Source organism: Anaerostipes stercorihominis, assembly GCF_057535655.1.
In genome coordinates, this window is record NZ_BAAJCL010000004.1 from 39,337 (window position 1) to 55,099 (window position 15,763).

General features: G+C 39.5%; 25 protein-coding genes. All 25 read right to left on the bottom strand.

The features are described from left to right. Positions 1-319: 319 nt before the first annotated feature. Positions 320-712, bottom strand: coding sequence for a 30S ribosomal protein S9 (rpsI, locus tag AC27EF_RS05615; RefSeq protein ID WP_487109473.1), 393 nt, complete (start codon positions 710-712; stop codon positions 320-322). Between the two features lie 21 nt (positions 713-733). Next, positions 734-1,168, bottom strand: a complete 435-nt coding sequence (gene rplM, locus AC27EF_RS05620; RefSeq protein WP_487109474.1) for a 50S ribosomal protein L13 — start codon at positions 1,166-1,168, stop codon at positions 734-736. A gap of 159 nt (positions 1,169-1,327) precedes the next feature. Continuing rightward, entirely contained in the window at positions 1,328-2,269 is a 942-nt protein-coding gene (locus tag AC27EF_RS05625; RefSeq protein ID WP_487109475.1) for an AEC family transporter, read from the bottom strand. Further along, positions 2,259-3,017: a tRNA pseudouridine(38-40) synthase TruA gene (gene truA, locus AC27EF_RS05630; protein WP_487109476.1), complete on the bottom strand. Its 759-nt coding sequence runs from the start codon at positions 3,015-3,017 to the stop codon at positions 2,259-2,261. The genes AC27EF_RS05625 and truA overlap by 11 nt, the downstream gene beginning before the upstream one ends. Further along, positions 3,014-3,829: an energy-coupling factor transporter transmembrane component T family protein gene (locus tag AC27EF_RS05635; RefSeq protein ID WP_487109477.1), complete on the bottom strand. Its 816-nt coding sequence runs from the start codon at positions 3,827-3,829 to the stop codon at positions 3,014-3,016. The genes truA and AC27EF_RS05635 overlap by 4 nt, the downstream gene beginning before the upstream one ends. Then, positions 3,822-4,685, bottom strand: coding sequence for an energy-coupling factor transporter ATPase (locus tag AC27EF_RS05640; protein WP_487109479.1), 864 nt, complete (start codon positions 4,683-4,685; stop codon positions 3,822-3,824). Before AC27EF_RS05640 ends, AC27EF_RS05635 begins: the two co-directional genes overlap by 8 nt. After that, positions 4,670-5,521, bottom strand: a complete 852-nt coding sequence (locus tag AC27EF_RS05645) for an energy-coupling factor transporter ATPase (protein ID WP_487109481.1) — start codon at positions 5,519-5,521, stop codon at positions 4,670-4,672. Before AC27EF_RS05645 ends, AC27EF_RS05640 begins: the two co-directional genes overlap by 16 nt. 180 nt (positions 5,522-5,701) lie before the next feature. After that, positions 5,702-6,238 carry a bL17 family ribosomal protein gene (locus AC27EF_RS05650; protein WP_487109482.1) on the bottom strand — a complete coding sequence of 179 codons (537 nt, stop codon included), beginning with the start codon at positions 6,236-6,238 and terminating at the stop codon, positions 5,702-5,704. A 64-nt stretch (positions 6,239-6,302) separates the two neighbouring features. Then, the gene (locus tag AC27EF_RS05655) at positions 6,303-7,259 is read right to left on the bottom strand and encodes a DNA-directed RNA polymerase subunit alpha (protein ID WP_487109484.1); all 957 of its coding nucleotides are present in this window, start codon (positions 7,257-7,259) and stop codon (positions 6,303-6,305) included. A gap of 42 nt (positions 7,260-7,301) precedes the next feature. After that, positions 7,302-7,895 carry a 30S ribosomal protein S4 gene (rpsD, locus tag AC27EF_RS05660; RefSeq protein ID WP_487109486.1) on the bottom strand — a complete coding sequence of 198 codons (594 nt, stop codon included), beginning with the start codon at positions 7,893-7,895 and terminating at the stop codon, positions 7,302-7,304. 19 nt (positions 7,896-7,914) lie between these two features. After that, positions 7,915-8,307, bottom strand: coding sequence for a 30S ribosomal protein S11 (gene rpsK / locus AC27EF_RS05665; RefSeq protein WP_008393375.1), 393 nt, complete (start codon positions 8,305-8,307; stop codon positions 7,915-7,917). A 106-nt stretch (positions 8,308-8,413) separates the two neighbouring features. Continuing rightward, positions 8,414-8,782 (bottom strand): 30S ribosomal protein S13, encoded by a 369-nt coding sequence (gene rpsM, locus AC27EF_RS05670; RefSeq protein WP_412232002.1) that lies wholly within the window; start codon positions 8,780-8,782, stop codon positions 8,414-8,416. 272 nt (positions 8,783-9,054) lie between these two features. Next, on the bottom strand, positions 9,055-9,168 hold the full coding sequence (rpmJ, locus tag AC27EF_RS05675) for a 50S ribosomal protein L36 (protein ID WP_075760134.1): 114 nt from the start codon (positions 9,166-9,168) through the stop codon (positions 9,055-9,057). Between the two features lie 70 nt (positions 9,169-9,238). Then, a complete protein-coding gene (infA, locus tag AC27EF_RS05680) occupies positions 9,239-9,457 on the bottom strand; it encodes a translation initiation factor IF-1 (protein WP_006568508.1) in 219 nt (72 codons plus the stop codon). Between the two features lie 10 nt (positions 9,458-9,467). Further along, the gene (gene map, locus AC27EF_RS05685; protein WP_487109489.1) at positions 9,468-10,223 is read right to left on the bottom strand and encodes a type I methionyl aminopeptidase; all 756 of its coding nucleotides are present in this window, start codon (positions 10,221-10,223) and stop codon (positions 9,468-9,470) included. 2 nt (positions 10,224-10,225) lie between these two features. Continuing rightward, entirely contained in the window at positions 10,226-10,870 is a 645-nt protein-coding gene (locus tag AC27EF_RS05690) for an adenylate kinase (RefSeq protein ID WP_487109491.1), read from the bottom strand. An 86-nt stretch (positions 10,871-10,956) separates the two neighbouring features. After that, positions 10,957-12,273: a preprotein translocase subunit SecY gene (gene secY / locus AC27EF_RS05695; protein ID WP_487109493.1), complete on the bottom strand. Its 1,317-nt coding sequence runs from the start codon at positions 12,271-12,273 to the stop codon at positions 10,957-10,959. 1 nt (position 12,274) lies between these two features. Next, entirely contained in the window at positions 12,275-12,718 is a 444-nt protein-coding gene (rplO, locus tag AC27EF_RS05700) for a 50S ribosomal protein L15 (protein ID WP_487109495.1), read from the bottom strand. Between the two features lie 26 nt (positions 12,719-12,744). After that, complete coding sequence (gene rpmD / locus AC27EF_RS05705) at positions 12,745-12,927, bottom strand: 50S ribosomal protein L30 (RefSeq protein ID WP_487109497.1); 183 nt, start codon at positions 12,925-12,927, stop codon at positions 12,745-12,747. Positions 12,928-12,940: 13 nt separating this feature from the next. Then, the gene (rpsE, locus tag AC27EF_RS05710) at positions 12,941-13,450 is read right to left on the bottom strand and encodes a 30S ribosomal protein S5 (protein WP_487109499.1); all 510 of its coding nucleotides are present in this window, start codon (positions 13,448-13,450) and stop codon (positions 12,941-12,943) included. 14 nt (positions 13,451-13,464) lie between these two features. Continuing rightward, on the bottom strand, positions 13,465-13,833 hold the full coding sequence (gene rplR, locus AC27EF_RS05715; RefSeq protein ID WP_487109501.1) for a 50S ribosomal protein L18: 369 nt from the start codon (positions 13,831-13,833) through the stop codon (positions 13,465-13,467). A gap of 14 nt (positions 13,834-13,847) precedes the next feature. Continuing rightward, complete coding sequence (gene rplF / locus AC27EF_RS05720) at positions 13,848-14,390, bottom strand: 50S ribosomal protein L6 (protein ID WP_487109503.1); 543 nt, start codon at positions 14,388-14,390, stop codon at positions 13,848-13,850. Between the two features lie 204 nt (positions 14,391-14,594). Then, the gene (gene rpsH, locus AC27EF_RS05725) at positions 14,595-14,996 is read right to left on the bottom strand and encodes a 30S ribosomal protein S8 (protein ID WP_487109505.1); all 402 of its coding nucleotides are present in this window, start codon (positions 14,994-14,996) and stop codon (positions 14,595-14,597) included. Positions 14,997-15,020: 24 nt separating this feature from the next. Then, a complete protein-coding gene (locus AC27EF_RS05730; protein WP_008393389.1) occupies positions 15,021-15,206 on the bottom strand; it encodes a type Z 30S ribosomal protein S14 in 186 nt (61 codons plus the stop codon). 11 nt (positions 15,207-15,217) lie between these two features. After that, a complete protein-coding gene (gene rplE, locus AC27EF_RS05735) occupies positions 15,218-15,757 on the bottom strand; it encodes a 50S ribosomal protein L5 (RefSeq protein ID WP_487109507.1) in 540 nt (179 codons plus the stop codon). Positions 15,758-15,763 lie beyond the last annotated feature (6 nt).

The following is a 15,763-nucleotide window of genomic DNA, read 5'->3' on the forward strand; positions in this document are numbered from 1 at the left end:
GTTATTTTTTTATCTATCTGCATTATAACAAAAAAAAATCTTTTTCTCTACAATGCTCAAAGAAAAGTACAAAATTTTTATAATTTTATAACTTTTCCATAGATTCCCACATTATATTCCTCAATTGTCCGTGTACAAAATACAGTTATTGTTAAAAGAAAGACACAGAAGGAAAATGCCACTGATTTTCTCTTCATCCACGCTATGACTCTCCATTCCTCATAGATTCGTTTTCTGGTTTACATAACAAAGCTCCCCAGAACCGAAGTCCTGAGGAGTGGAAAATTCTTTTTGAAATTGTACGTTCCGAAACGCAGCATTAACGTTTAGAGAACTGTGGTGCACGACGTGCTTTTCTGAGACCCGGTTTCTTTCTTTCTTTCATTCTCGGATCTCTTGTTAAGAATCCTGCTTTTTTCAGTGTTAAACGGAAATCTCCGTCTACCTGTAATAAAGCTCTGGAAATACCATGACGGATCGCTCCTGCCTGTCCTGTAAATCCACCACCATGAACATTTACCAACACATCATATTTATCAAGAGTATCTGTAGCAACCAATGGCTGACGTACTACTACTTTTAATGTCTCTAATCCAAGATATTCATCAATATCTCTCTTATTGATTGTGATTTTACCTGTTCCAGGTACTAAATATACTCTGGCAACACTATGTTTTCTTCTACCAGTTCCATAATATTTTGCTGTAGCCACTTCTTCGTCCTCCTTCTAAAATTAATATTTGATCTCTAATGCTTTCGGCTGCTGAGCCTGATTCTTATGCTCCGGACCTGCATATACATGAAGCTTCTTAATCATCTTTCTTCCTAAAGGACCTTTTGGAAGCATACCCTTTACAGCAAGATAAATAACATCTTCAGGTTTCTTAGCTAATTTTTCTTTTAATGTCTGCTCTTTCATTCCGCCAACATAATCTGAATGATGATAATAGATCTTCTGATCCATTTTCTTTCCTGTCACTTTGATCTTATCAGCATTCACTACGATCACATGATCACCTGCATCCATATGAGGTGTGTAAATCGGTTTATTCTTTCCTCTTAAGATTTTTGCAATCTCAGATGCTAAACGTCCTAATGTATGTCCTGTAGCATCAACTACATACCATTCTCTTTCAATTGTTGATGGGCTGGCCATAAAACTTTTCATGGTGTTCCTCCTTAAAATTCTCTCAATCAATGTGTCTATATAAAATACTCCCACCGGGGCTTTGGGGTAGTATTCTCTCTTATGTCACAGTTTTATATTATATAACACGCAGTCGGGTGTGTCAAGATACAATCCATCGAATTTTATCGTTTTTTTCTGTCAGATCAGGTATGTCACAACTGGCAGGGTAATCAGGGAAAGCAGGGTTGTCAGTGCGATCCCTCGACTGCATATTGAGCTGTCCAGACCATAATCCACTGCCAGCATCACAGGCATACTTCCATTGGGCATTCCAAACATCAGCACCATAATTCCCGACAATACAGGAGGAAGATTCATCTGTCCGAGAATGAGAGCAGCGCCGGCGGGAATGACCAGCATTTTCAGAAAACTAAACCGATACATTTTCCAATCTGTCACTACTGTTTGAAAAGGCATCTGTGCCAAAGATACTCCGGTCATAATCATAGACAACGGTACTGCTGCATTTCCCAGATTATCAAAAAAATCCACTGCCGGCGCCGGAATCGAAATTCCGGATGCAAATAAAATCAGAGAAAATAAACAGGCAGCCACTCCCGGATTTTGCAGTTTTCTCCACTGAAAAGAGATTTTGACTGCAACTCCCGCCTGACAAGCTTTTTCCTTTTCAAATAAATAAATTCCGTAAGTATAAAATAATACATTATAAACCAGAGTATACAACGCTACATAAAAAACAGCTCCTTTTCCGTATAATTCCTGTATCAACGGAATCCCCATAAATCCCAGGTTAGAGAAAATGAACATAACAGAATATATGTTTTTTTGATTCTCTTTCACTCCCAGCACTCTCACAAAGACCGGGCTTAGTACAATCAAAATCAGAAATAAAATAACTGCCATCAGCAAATTCATTAAAACCAACTCCCAGTCCCCTTTTCCCTCTGCACCGGTAACGCCGGATATAATCAAAGCCGGATTAAATATATTCACAATCAATCCCGATATCTGACCTGCACCTGCATCCGTAATCCATTTTTTTCGATAACTAAAACTCCCAATCAGCATAAATCCGAACAGTACTAATAGTTTTTGAAAAATAATCCAGCTATTCTCCATCTCGCATATCCTCCGGATATTGAATTTGTATTAAAGTTAATCCTTTTGCGGGAAGCTTCGGTCCCGGTGTTACTCTCTCCCTGGAGTCTAAAATTTGTTTTACCCATATGGGATCTTTTTTTCCCCGTCCAATCTCCAAAAGTGTTCCTGCCATCAACCGAACCATATTATAAAGAAATCCGCTTCCCATAACCCTCATGATAAGATAATTTTTCTGCCGAGTCACAGAACATTCATAGATCTCCCGCACATACGATGTAACCTGAGCCTTACTGCTGCACATACTGATAAAACAATGCTCTCCCTCAAAATACTTTGCGGCTTCATTCATGCGATCCACATCCAGCGGAACATATACGAAATGATGATAACGGCTGGTCACCGGATTGTCGTAAGGCGCATTATAAAAAGTGTACTCGTAGATCTTTTTCGTATCCTGAAATCTTGGATGATAATCCGGAGGCACTTCCATTGAACTTTGAATGACAATATCTTTCGGAAGACGTGCATTGAGAGCTTTCGCCATTTTTTCTCCCGGAATCCTGCTTTCTGTGTCAAAAACTGCTACATTTCCAAGCGCATGGACTCCGGAATCGGTCCTGCTGGCTCCAATCACCTGAATCTCTTCCCCCAAAAGCGCAGACAGCTCCCGATTTAAAACCCCTTCAATGGTAACTGCCTGAGGCTGTATCTGCCATCCGCAATAATTTGTCCCGTCATAGGCAACCACCAGTTTCATTCGCTTCATGAAAACCTCCAAGAACAGAAAAATGAGAGATACACCATCACTGCAAAAAATAGAATCAAAAAAATATAAGCGCACACATCTCTCGTTTCATAGCGCAGCGGATAAAGCTTTGTCCTGCCTTCACCGCCATGATAGCATCTGGATTCCATCGCCATTGCCAAATCGCTGGCTCGTCGAATCGCCGCAACAAACAAAGGAACGATGATCGGTACCATGCTCCGAACTCGCTTTAACAGCCCGCCGGACTCAAAATCAATCCCCCTCGCTGTCTGAGCTTTCATTATTTTTTCTAATTCCTCTGTTAAAATCGGAATAAACCGAAGTGCTATGGACATCATCATAGCAATTTCATGAACAGGAACTTTTACTTTATTTAAAAATCCTAAAGATTTATCCAATCCATCGGTTAATTCATTTGGTGTCGTTGTAAAAGTTAATAAAGAAGTTCCCAATACCAACATAATCAATCGGCTTCCAAGATAGACAGTAGTAATAATTCCTTCTTTTGAAATGGAAATCCATCCAATTTCAATCAAAGGATCCCCCGGAATAAACAGCATATTGATGAAAACAGAGAATAGTAAAATGACTGCCACTGATTTTAATCCTCGTACAATATAAGACAGCGGAACTTTTGATAAGCCAACCGTCAAAATCAAAAACAGCAATGACATTATGTAGGTTGCAGGCGCTTTGTGCATAAACAGCGTTATAACATAAACAAGCACTGCAAATAACTTGACTCTTGGATCCAGTCTGTGAATCACGGAATCTTCTTTGTAGTATTGTCCGATTGTAATATCTCTAAGCATCGTCTGATTTCCTTTTCAAAACATGTAAAATTGCTTCCTTAGTTTCCTCCAATGTCAATAAATCTTTTCGTATCGGAAAGCCCCGATCGGAAAGTTCTTCTGCCAGCTGACAATAAAACGGCGTCGATAATCCTGCTCCGTAAAGTTCTTTTTCATGGGCAAAAACTTCTTTTGGAGTTCCGTCATACATGACTTCTCCATGATTCATTACAATGATTCTCTGCGCATACTGCGCCGTATCTTCCATACTGTGCGATACAAGAAGAATTGTCATTTCCCTTTCTTCATGCAATTTTTTTAAAAGCAAAAGGATCTGGTCTTTTCCCGCCGGGTCCAGCCCAGCGGTTGGCTCATCCAAAATAAAATACTCCGGTTCCATCGCAAGAATCCCTGCAATTGCCACTCTCCTTTTCTGGCCGCCGGACAATTCAAAAAGAGATTTTTCAAATAAACTCTCCTCAATTCCCACCTCTTCTAAGGCTTTTTGGGCAAGAATCTGCGCCTCTTCCTTTGTTTTCCCAAAATTCATTGGTCCGAAGCATACATCGTCCAAAATGGTTGTCTCAAATAACTGATGTTCCGGATATTGAAAACAGATCCCTACTTTCCCACGAAGCTCCCTAAGAGGATATCCGTCTTTATAAATATCTTCTTCATTAAAAAATACATGTCCTGACGTCGGCTGAATCAAAGCATTCAAATGCTGAATTAATGTGGATTTTCCAGAACCCGTATGTCCCACGATGGCAATAAATTGATTTCTTTTGATTTCCAAACTCACATCTTTTAATGCATAATTTTTTTGTTTTGAATTATCTTCATAAACATAGCTCACATGCTCTAAACGAATCGACATAATTCTTTCACCAGCTCTTCCTTTGTTGTAATTGTGTCTGAGAGATTGATCCCCTCTTCCCGAAGCTCTGAAGCCAATTCCGCAGCATAGGGAACCTCCAGTCCCAGGTTCTTCATTTCTTTCACTCTGGAAAAAATCATCTTTGGTTCTCCGTCCATTACAATTTTCCCTTGATCCATTACGATAATCCGGTCAGCCAAAACAACTTCCTCCATATGATGAGTTACCATTAAGATTGTAATATGCTTTTCTTTATGAAGCTCTTTTACCAGAGACAACACATGTCTGCGTCCTTCCGGATCCAGCATCGCCGTAGGTTCATCCAGCACGATACATTCCGGTTCCATTGCAAGAATCCCCGCAATCGCCACTCTCTGCTTCTGTCCGCCGGATAAATGGTTCGGACTTGCTTGCCGGTACGCTGTCATTTTAACCCCTGCCAATGCCCGGGTTATCCGCTCCCAAATATCTTTTGATTCCATTCCCAGATTCTCCGGCCCGAAGGCTGTATCTTCTTCTACGGTTGTTCCTACAATCTGATTGTCGGGATTTTGAAAAACAATTCCTGCACTTTGACGAATTTTCAGAAGATTTCTTTGATCTTTCGTGTCCAGCCCTTTGATATAAACCGTTCCCTCCGTAGGCATCAACAAACCATTGATATGTTTTGCCAAAGACGATTTCCCGGAACCATTTTTCCCGAGAATTGCGACAAACTCACCTTTTTCCACAGATAAATTCAAATCATCAATTGCCGCAATCTCCCGCCCTTTTTCTTCCGCGCCATCATAAGTAACATATTTATGTATTAAATTTTTTATCTCCAATATGGACATCGCTCTTGCTCCTCCATTCATTGTGTCTTATTATAGCAAGAATCACATCAACAGGCAAGAAACAAAAGAAAAGCCATTTTTCAGAATATTTTCTCTGAAAAATGACTTCTTTTGTTGTTGTCGATTTGGAATTCTATTTTGCGAAATATTTTTTCCTTGTTCTGAGTGAATGTTTCATTCCTATACTAACTCAAGAACAACTTTTAATGCTGCATCACCTTTGCGCTGAGCAATTTTAACGATTCTTGTGTAGCCACCGTTGCGCTCTGCATATTTTGGTGCATACTCATCAAATAATTTTGCTGTTAAGTCGATTTTCTTTGTATTTGCTTTCTTGCCAGCAATCTCTGTAGGAACTTCTGTTACAGGATATAATACCTTTAACATCTGTCTTCTTGCATGTAAGCGGGATGGTAAATCTTTTTTGATTTCTTTCTGAACTGTCTCATATACAGTCACTTTCTTTCCATCTACAACTTCTTTCACGCGTTTTCCATCACTGTCTTTTTTTGCAACCTTTGCATCTACTGTAACAGTTTCAAAATTATCTTTTTCTCTCACTGCCAACGCAATCAGTTTTTCAGCAACTTTGCGGATTTCTTTCGCTTTTGCTTCTGTTGTAACAATCTTTCCATAGTGCAAAAGATTTGTTACCTCAGCGCGAATCAGTGCTTTTCTCTGAGAAGATGTTCTTCCTAATTTTCTATACTTTGCCATTTCAATGACCTCCTGTGTTTTTTCGCCTTGCCTACTTCTTCCTTCAGCCTAGGCGGGTCTATATTTATTCGTCTCCCGAACTTAAGGATAATCCCAGTTCGCTTAATTTTGCCAATACTTCTTCTAAAGACTTACGTCCCAGATTTCGAACTTTCATCATATCTTCTGATGTCTTATTGGTTAATTCTTCTACTGTATTAATGCCAGCTCTTTTTAAGCAGTTATAAGAGCGAACGGATAATTCCAGCTCATCAATGCTCATCTCCAGAACTTTTTCTTTTTCGTCATCTTCTTTTTCTACCATAACCTCTGCAGTTTTGGCATTCTCAGAGAGATCGACAAATAAGTTCAAATGCTCACACAATACTTTTGCTGCCAGACTGACAGACTCATCCGGAGTTAGCGTTCCATTGGTGAAAACATCCAGTGTCAGCTTGTCATAATCTGTGATCTGTCCGACACGAGTATTTTCAACTTTCAGATTTACACGTTCTACCGGCGTATAGATTGCATCCACTGCAATCTCATCAATCGCTTTTCCTTCTTTGTCTGCTTTGTCGGCGCCCACATATCCGCGTCCATTTGTGATCGTCAATTCCATATCCAGCTTGCTGCTGTCATCGCTTAATGTCGCAATTACAAGTTCCGGATTTAAAATCTCAATATCACTGTCCGCTTTGATATCGCCGGCAGTAACAACACCCTTTCCTGAAAACTCAATATAAGCCTGCTTTGATTCAGCGGATGAGCTGTTGTTTTTAATTGCCAGTGATTTGATATTCATGATGATCTCAGGTACATCTTCCTTTACACCCGGAATGGAACTGAATTCATGCAGAACACCTTTGATCTTCACTGAACTTACTGCTGCTCCCGGCAGAGAAGAAAGCATGATACGTCTCAGGGAATTGCCCAAAGTTGTACCATATCCTCTTTCCAAAGGTTCTACAACAAAACGTCCATAACGATTATCTTCTGAAATCTCATTAATCTCAATATTTGGTTTTTCAAATTCAAACATGCGTGCCCTCCTTTTGGCTTAGTTTTGACTTGAGGGTTATGATTATTTAGAATATAACTCGACGATTAATGTTTCATTTACCGGTACGTCGATTTCATCTCTTGTAGGGAGCTCTTTCACTGTTCCTGTAAAATTATCGTGATCTGCTTCCAACCAAGATGGAACCATTCTTCCGTCTGTGACTTCTAAAATCTCTTTGTATCTCGGAGAAGTTCTGTGTTTTTCTTTGATTTCAATAACATCGCCTGCTTTTACCTGATAAGAAGGGATGTTTACCTGTTTTCCATTTACCAATACATGCTTATGGTCAACAATCTGTCTGCATTCTTTTCTTGTTCTTCCATATCCGAGACGGAACAACACATTATCCAGACGCAGCTCTAATAACGTCATCAGGTTTGTACCAGTCTGACCTTTCATTCTTTCTGCTTTTGCATAGTAGTTACGGAAAGGTTTCTCTAATACACCATAGATAAATTTCGCTTTCTGCTTTTCACAAAGCTGAAGTCCGTACTCACTTTTCTTTCTGTTTGCTCTATTTAAACTTCTATTTGATTTTTTATCAATTCCTAAAAAGACAGGATCTAAACCTAAGGATCTGCATCTCTTTAAGACTGGAGTTCTATCTACTGCCATCTTTATATATCCTCCTCAATTAGACTCTTCTGCGTTTTGGCGGGCGACATCCGTTATGTGGAACAGGTGTTACATCACTGATGCTTGTAACTTCCAATCCTGCTGCTGATAAAGCGCGGATTGCTGCTTCTCTTCCTGAACCAGGACCTTTTACCATAACATCGACGGATTTTAAACCATGCACCAATGCTGCTTTTGTTGCAGTTTCAGCTGCCATCTGCGCTGCATATGGTGTAGATTTTTTAGATCCTCTGAATCCCAATCCACCTGCACTTGCCCAAGAAAGAGCATTTCCCTGTGCATCTGTTAATGTAACGATTGTATTATTAAAAGATGACTGAATATGTGCCTGTCCGTGCTGTACATTCTTCTTTACACGTTTTTTTGCACTTTTCTTTGTAACTTTAGCCATAATTACGTATACCTTTCTTTCTTCATTTCAATTCCAAAAAGATTGCCGATACTGCGAATCTTATGCCGCCAGACTGTCCATACAGCCGGGCGTATCATATATTATCTTATTTTTTCTTGTTCGCTACTGTTTTCTTCGGTCCTTTGCGTGTTCTTGCATTTGTCTTTGTTTTCTGTCCACGGCAAGGAAGTCCCTGTCTATGACGCTTTCCTCTGTAGCATCCAATTTCTTTTAATCTCTTGATATTAAGAGCAATTTCTCTTCTTAAATCACCTTCTACAACCTGTGTTTCGTTGATGACTGCGCTCAGTCTTTTTACTTCGTCATCTGTCAAATCGCGAACACGGGTATCAGGGTTTACATTTGCCTCTGCCAAAATACGTTTTGCGCTGGAAAGACCGATTCCATAAATATAAGTAAGACCAATCTCTACACGCTTTTCTCTTGGTAAATCAACACCTGAAATACGAGCCATGTTTTTTCTTCCTCCAAAATAAATAATTACATTGCTTCTTAAGGTTAATCCATATATCCGCGTACGGTGAAATGATATATATGTCTCTCCCTTAAACTGTCTTTTCTATCTATAAATAATCAGCATGAGCGTACCTGTACTCACACTGCAGCCGCCAAAATAAGCTTATGATGTGCAGACACCATAAGTCACACCTGATTTGTCTCTGGACAAACAGGTCAATACACAAAACAAAGGATCATCACAGTCCTCTTGAATTCAAGATATTGTGATTATCCCTGTCTCTGTTTGTGCTTCGGATTTTCACAGATTACTCTGATAGATCCTTTTCTTTTAATAACCTTGCATTTTTCGCAAATTGGTTTTACAGATGCTCTAACCTTCACTTGAATATCTCCTTTCAAAAAACGTTCGGATATGATTATATCACTCTATTTCATATTTTTCAAGACTTTTTTACTTATCTCTCCAAATAATTCTTCCTTTGGATAAATCATACGGTGACAGGGCCAGCGTTACTTTGTCCCCAGGAAGAATCTTAATATAGTTCATTCTCAGTTTCCCGCTGATATGAGCTAAAATCACGTGTCCTCCCTCAATTTCTACTTTAAACATTGCATTGGGGAGTTTCTCCAATACAATTCCTTCCACTTCAATTGCCTCTGATTTTGCCATTTTCATCCTCCTATTCAGATAATGTCAATATTTCACAACCATCTTCTGTAATTACAATCGTATTTTCATAATGAGCCGCCAGACTTCCGTCTTCTGTAACAACGGTCCAATCATCGTCCAGCCATACCACATCATATGCCCCTTCATTTACCATCGGTTCAATGGCAAGCGTCATACCGGGTCTTAACTTGATTCCTTTCCGCCTTTGTTTAAAGTTTGGAATCTGCGGATCTTCATGGAGCTGTGTTCCAATTCCATGTCCAACCAAGTCTCTTACCACAGAATAACCATGACTTTCTACATACTTTTGAATTGCCTCTGAGATATCAAATAAATGATTTCCAGGCTGGGCAAACTTAATCCCCTCAAAAAAACTTTCTCTGGTAATTTGAATCAATCGCTCTGCTTCCGCAGATACCTTTCCAACCGCATGGGTTCTCGCCGCATCGGAGTGATATCCCTCATGAATCAGTCCTGCATCCAGACTTACGATATCGCCTTCCTGTAAAATACGGTCTTTCTTAGGAATTCCATGTACGACTTCATCGTTTACAGACACACAGATTGACGCCGGATATCCATTGTAATTTAAAAAATTCGGAATACAGCCCAAATCGCGGATTGCCTTCTCCCCAAACTGATCAATCTCTAAAGTAGAAATTCCCGGCTGAATGATCTCTGCCAATCGGTTGTGCACATCCTCTAACATCTTTCCAGCTTCACGCATGAATTGAATTTCTTTTTTTGATTTTATTGTCACTGCCATTTTTATGCCTCTAAAATATTTTTAATCTTTTCAAAAACAACATCAATATCCTGTGTTCCGTCAATCTCATATAAAGAGCCTGCTTCTTTGTAATGCTGAATCAACGGAGCTGTCTGCTCATGGTAGACATCCAGTCTTTTCTTTACCGTCTCTTCCTTATCGTCATCCCGCAAAACTAGTTCTCCGCCGCAGGCATCGCAATGGTTTTCTTTCTTCGGAGGATTGTATACAATATGGAAAATTGATCCGCAGTCCTTGCAGGAACGTCTCCCGGACATTCTCTTAATAATATGTTCATCCGGAACTTCAATATCAATTGCAAATTCAATTTTTTCTCCATTTTCTTCAAGCGCCTTATCCAATGCATTGGCCTGTGGAATTGTACGCGGAAAACCATCCAGAATATATCCTTCTTTGCAGTCCTCTTTCTGAATGCGGTCTACAACCAAATCACAAACCAGTTCATCCGGCACCAAGAGTCCCTGATCCATATATTCCTGAGCCTTTTTCCCTAATTCCGTTCCTTCTTTGATATTTGCTCTGAAAATATCACCTGTGGAAATATGCGGAATATGATAGGCTGTCGCGATTTGCTTTGCCTGAGTGCCTTTCCCGGCTCCCGGAGCTCCTAACATAATAATTTTCATTACAAATCCTCCTTTTATGAATATTTATTATATTGTTATGGCAATAAGCGAGAAAAGCTGTAGTCAGACTACAGCTTTTCTTATACTTACTCACTTAAAAAACCAGAATAATTCTGTACCAACAACTGTGATTTAATTTGCTTAATTGTCTCAAGAATAACTCCAACTACGATGATAATTGAAGTTCCACCAAATGAAACACTGGCACCAAATACTCCGTTAAAGAAGAATGGTACAACCGCCACAATTGTCAGCCCTGCAGCTCCTATAAATATAATATATTTTAATATTTTATTCAAGTAATCAACTGTAGGTTTTCCCGGTCGGATTCCTGGGATAAAGCCTCCCTGCTTTTTCATGTTGTTTGAGATTTCCAATGGATTAAATGTAATCGATGTATAGAAATATGCAAACAGAACAACCAGAACAATATAAATCAAAAGTCCCAGAGATCTCTTCGGATGAGATGCATCAAACCAGGTCGATGAGTTTAAACTTGTCAATACTTTTCCGAAAAATCCATTATTCTCATAATTCAGCACATTTTGCAGCATAATCGGAAACTGCATAATGGATGAAGCGAAGATGATCGGAATCACACCTGCTGTGTTAACTTTCAGCGGAATCTTACTGGATTGTCCGCCTACCAGCTTTCTCCCCTGCATCTTCTTTGAATATTGCACCGGAATATGTCTCTCTGCATCAGATAATACAATAACAAACAATACCATCGCCAAAATGATCGCCGCAATTACACAGCCTGCGATCAATGCGGGACCAATCTGCTTCCCTTTCATAAATTGATTATAAAGGGAAGTAAAGTCTCCCGGCATTCCGGAAACAATATTTACAAGCAGTATGATGGAAATACCATTTCCAACTCCACTCTCTGTAATTCGCTCTCCAAGCCACATAACTAAGACTGCTCCTGCGGTCAAAGCAATTATCATAGTCACAATGGAAAACGTTGTATAATCGGTGCCTAAAGCACCCTGTCTGGCAAAACCGACCGCCAGTCCGGCTCCCTCAATAACCGCAAGGATAACCGTGACATAGCGAGTAATTTTTGCCATTCTTTTTCGGCCGTCTTCTCCGTCCTTCTGCATTTCTTCCAATGCAGGAATCACGATCGTCATCAACTGCATAATAATGGAAGATGTAATATACGGAGTAACACTTAATGCAAACACGGACATTTGCATGAAGGAGCCTCCGGTAAAAGAGTTCAGAAGGTTAAATGAATCACCTAATGTACTCTTTAGATAGGCGCTGATCTGAGCGCTGTCAATCCCCGGAATCGGCAACTGTGATCCAAAACGTACAACAATTAAAACCAGTGTCGTAAATATCAGCTTTTTTCTTAATTGCTTGTTTTTAAACGCATTAACTACAGCGTTTGACATACTAGATCACCTCAGCTTTTCCTCCAAGTGCTTCGATTTTCTCTTTGGCACTAGCACTAAACGCATTTGCTTTTACATTTAATTTCTTAGTTAATTCACCATTTCCTAAGATCTTCACACCATCTTTGGCATTTTTTACGATTCCCGCTTCGATTAAAGCTTCTACCGTTACTTCTGCTCCGTCTTCAAATCTTTCCAATGCAGACACATTGATTCCAATGATTTCTTTAGAATTTCTGCATGTGAAACCTCTCTTTGGAATACGTCTGTATAAAGGCATCTGTCCGCCTTCAAATCCAGGTCTTACTCCGCCGCCTGAACGAGCTTTCTGTCCTTTATGTCCTTTACCTGCAGTCTTTCCGTTTCCTGAACCATGTCCACGGCCTCTTCTAAACATATCGCTGTGCTTAGATCCTTCTGCAGGGCGTAAGTTTGATAATTCCATTCCGTTACACCTCCTTGCCGAATATATTAAATTTCTTCTACTTTTACTAAATGCTGTACCTGGTGAATCATTCCGCGTGTTGCTGCATTATCCGGCAGCTCAACTGACTTATGAAGCTTTTTAAGTCCCAAAGCTTCCACGGTCTTTTTATGTTTTGGAATTGCACCAATTGTTGATTTTACTAAAGTAATTTTTAATTTATCTGCCATTTCAAAATTCCTCCTATCCTAAGAGCTCTTCTACAGATTTACCACGTAGTTTTGCTACCTGTTCCGGAGTCTTTAAGTTCTTTAATCCTTCGATTGTTGCTAATACAACATTCTGTTTGTTGTTAGAACCTAAAGATTTTGAACGGATGTTTGTATATCCTGCAAGTTCCAGAACGACACGAGAAGGTCCTCCGGCGATAATACCAGTACCTTCTGGAGATGTCTTCAATAATACAGATGCTCCGCCGAAATGACCGGTAAAATCGTGTGGTGTTGTTCCTTTTTCATCAATCGGTACTTCTACCAGGCTTTTTGCCGCTGCTTCTCTTCCTTTGCGGATTGCTTCCGGAATTTCAGCAGCTTTTCCTAACCCGGCACCTACATGACCATTTTTATCTCCTACAACAACCAGTGCTGCAAATCTCATATTACGTCCACCTTTTACAACTTTGGTGACACGTTTGATGGATACAACTTTTTCTTCCAGCTCTAACTGACTAGGATCGATAAGTGTATGCTTCATTTGACTTCCTCCTATTAGAATTTCAGACCAGCTTCACGAGCTGCATCTGCTAATGCTTCAATTTTACCATGATAAATAAATCCGCCTCTGTCAAAGACAACTTCTGTAATACCTTTTGCCAATGCTCTCTCAGCAATTACTTTTCCTAAGAAGCTGGCTGCGGCAACATCATTTGTTTTCTCAAGTTCCGCTTTTACGTCTTTCTGAGTTGTTGAAGCAGATACTAATGTATTTCCAACAGTGTCGTCAATAATCTGAGCGTACATATGATCATTACTTCTAAATACACTTAAACGAGGTCTCTCGCTTGTTCCATTGATTCGATTGCGAAGTTTGTAATGTTTTTTCGCGCGAATCTTACTTCTTGATTCTTTTTTAATCATCCTATATCACTCCTTTATTTTGCCCCGGTTTTACCAACTTTACGTCTAATAACTTCATCAGCATACTTAATACCTTTTCCTTTATAAGGTTCCGGTTTTCTAAGTTCTCTGATTTCAGCAGCGTACTGTCCAACTTTTTCTTTGTCAATACCTTTTACAATAATGACATTCTGACCTTCCATGACTGTTTCAATTCCTTCTGGATCAGTCATAACAACTGGATGTGAGAAACCAAGGTTAAAAGTGATTTCTTTTCCTTTTTTCTGTGCTCTGTAACCAACACCGTTGATTTCAAGCTTCTTTTCGTATCCTTCAGATACTCCAGTAATCATATTCGCAATTAATGATCTTGTCAGACCATGCAGTGATTTCATTTTCTTTAAATCATTTGGTCTTGTAACAACAATCTGATTTTCTTCCTGTTTGATTGTCATTTCAGCTGGCAAACATTTTTCCAATGTTCCCTTTGGACCTTTCACAGTCACTTTATTTCCTTCTTCAATCTTTACCTCTACTCCTGCAGGGATATCGATTGGCAATCTACCTATACGAGACATAGGTTACCTCCTTAAATTGTCGGAAGGGACAGGAAAGTCCCCTCTGTTTTCAGAACAGTGAATATTAGTGTCTTGTTTTATAAGGTAGTTACACTCGACTAAGCGTTCAAGTTCCCTAATCGGTCACTTTCACTGAGTCTCGGTAACGGCTTTCGCACTAACCTCGAACTTCGTTTCCACTCGTTCGCGCCAAGTGCTCAATGCCTACCATACAAATGCTAATACTTCGCCACCCACGTTTTGTTGTCTTGCTTCTTTATCTGTTAACAGTCCTTTGTTGGTTGAGATAATTGCAATTCCAAGTCCTCCTAATACTTTTGGAAGCTCTTCTGCTCCTGCGTAAACTCTAAGACCTGGTTTTGAAATTCTCTTAAGTCCTGTAATGATCTTTTCATTTTTATCCGCACCATATTTCAGTGTGATCACAATCGTGCTGAATGAACCTTCTTCTTTGATGTCATAAGCTTTGATAAAACCTTCTTTTAATAAGATTTCAGCAATCGCTGTCTTCATCTTAGAAGCAGGAATTTCTACTGTATCATGTTTCGCAGTATTTGCGTTACGGATTCTTGTAAGCATATCTGCAATTGGATCGCTCATTGTCATTTTTGTGTTCCTCCTTCCTTAATCTTACCAGCTTGCCTTTTTGACACCTGGAATCTGTCCTTTATATGCTAATTCACGGAAGCAAACTCTGCAGATACCATATTTTCTTAAATACGCATGTGGACGTCCGCAGATTCTGCAACGGCTGTATTCTCTTGTAGAGAATTTTGCTTTTCTTTTCTGTTTTGCAACCATTGACTTCTTAGCCATGGGAAACCTCCTTATTTCTTAAACGGCATACCAAATAAAGTTAATAATTCACGAGCTTCTTCATCTGTATTCGCAGTTGTAACGAAGATGATATCCATTCCTCTGACCTTATCCACTTTATCGTATTCGATTTCCGGGAAAATTAACTGTTCTTTGATACCTAAGGCATAGTTACCTCTTCCATCGAAAGAGTTCTGATTCACTCCTCGGAAGTCACGTACTCGAGGTAATGCTAAGTTAATTAGACGATCTGCGAACTCATACATTCTCTCACCGCGCAATGTCACTTTACATCCAATTGGCATACCTTCTCTTAACTTAAAGTTCGCAACAGATTTTTTAGCTCTTGTTACAACAGCCTTCTGTCCTGAAATTTTTTCAAGATCAGCAACTGCAGATTCTAAAAGCTTTTTATTTTCTTTTGCTTCACCAACACCCATATTGATTACGATCTTCTCGAGTTTTGGTACCTGCATAATATTTTTGTATTCAAATTTCTTCATCATAGCATCTTTTATCTGATCGCTATACTGTTCATGTAATCTACTCACCTGCGT